1 protein-coding gene and 1 pseudogene are annotated in these 1,080 nt (G+C 76.7%); both read right to left on the bottom strand.

Translation table 11 applies throughout. The features are described from left to right. Positions 1-90: 90 nt before the first annotated feature. Complete coding sequence (locus V7067_RS15690; protein WP_334176840.1) at positions 91-462, bottom strand: RNA-binding S4 domain-containing protein; 372 nt, start codon at positions 460-462, stop codon at positions 91-93. Between the two features lie 15 nt (positions 463-477). Next, positions 478-1,080: pseudogene (locus V7067_RS15685) on the bottom strand (hypothetical protein); the annotation flags it as partial.

Genomic DNA, 1,080 nt, shown 5'->3' with positions numbered 1-1,080 from the left:
GGCTTGCGAAGAATCGGGGCTGAAAAGATCCGGGGCGGCGCGTGCGCCGGCCGGAGCGGGCGCCATGCCGGAGAGAACCCGATCCGGGCCTCAGTCCTCGTCGTCCTCCGCGCCGGCGACAACCGGGCGCGGGGCCAGATCGTCATAAAGGCGGCGGGCCTCGTCGGCGCCGCCGCGGCGTTCGGCGAAGGCGGTGATGCGCACCACGCGCACATCGCGGCCGATGGCCACCGTGATGACATCGCCCGCGCGCACGGCCCGGGCGGCGTTGGTGGTGCGCTCGCGGTTGATGCGCACGCGGCCTTCCGTCACCAGTGCCTGTGCCGCGGTGCGGGTGCGGGCGAAGCGGGCAAACCACAGCCACTTGTCGAGCCGCTGACGGCCGTCGCCGGGGGCGCTGTCGTCCCCGGCGTCATTGGTCTCATCGTCATCGCTGCGTCCGCGGGCGGAGCGGCGTGCCATGGCCGGCCCGCGGCCTCAGCGACCGCGCCGTTCCAGATCCGCCTTGAGGGCGGCCAGAGCGGCAAACGGCGAGTTGGGATCGATGGTCGCCGGGCGGCGCTCCTCGCGCCGCTGCGGGCCCTTGTCGGGGCGGTTGTCGCGGTGCTGCGGACGCTGGTCGTTGCGCTGGTCCTTGCGGCCCTGTCCGCGCGCCTCGGCATTGCCCTCGCCACGGCCCTCACCACGACCTTCGCCGCGGTTCTCGGCCGGCCGGCCGCCCTCGCGGCGGCCTTCGCGCCGCTGGTCGTCGCGGCGGTTGCGGTTGTCGCCGCGTCCGCCTTCTCCGCGCCCGCCGCTGCGGCGGCCTTCGCCGGCCCCGGCTTCCGCCGGGGCTGCGGCGGCGGCCTCGCCGGGCTGGCCGTCGCGGCGCGGCCCGCGCCGCTCGCCGCGGTTTTCGCCGCCCCGGCGCTCGCCGCCGCGGCGGTCGTGGTGGTGGCCGCGCCGCTCGCCGCGGCCGGCCGGACGCCACACGTCCACCATTTCCGGTTCAGCCGGCTGGGCGGCCCCGGTGGCTTCCGCTGCTTCCGCAGCCTCTTCCGCGGTGCCCTGAGACAGGATGGCAGCCTCGGCCTCGGCAGC

Origin of the sequence: Pseudoxanthobacter sp., from assembly GCF_036822375.1 — a bacterium.
Classification (GTDB): domain Bacteria; phylum Pseudomonadota; class Alphaproteobacteria; order Rhizobiales; family Segnochrobactraceae; genus Pseudoxanthobacter.
This window is presented reverse-complemented; position numbering and strand designations above follow the sequence as displayed.

Coding starts and splice junctions, on each gene's coding strand:
- V7067_RS15690 (WP_334176840.1), bottom strand. CDS start 462: ATGGCACGCCGCTCCGCCCGCGGACGCAGCGATGACGATGAGACCAAT.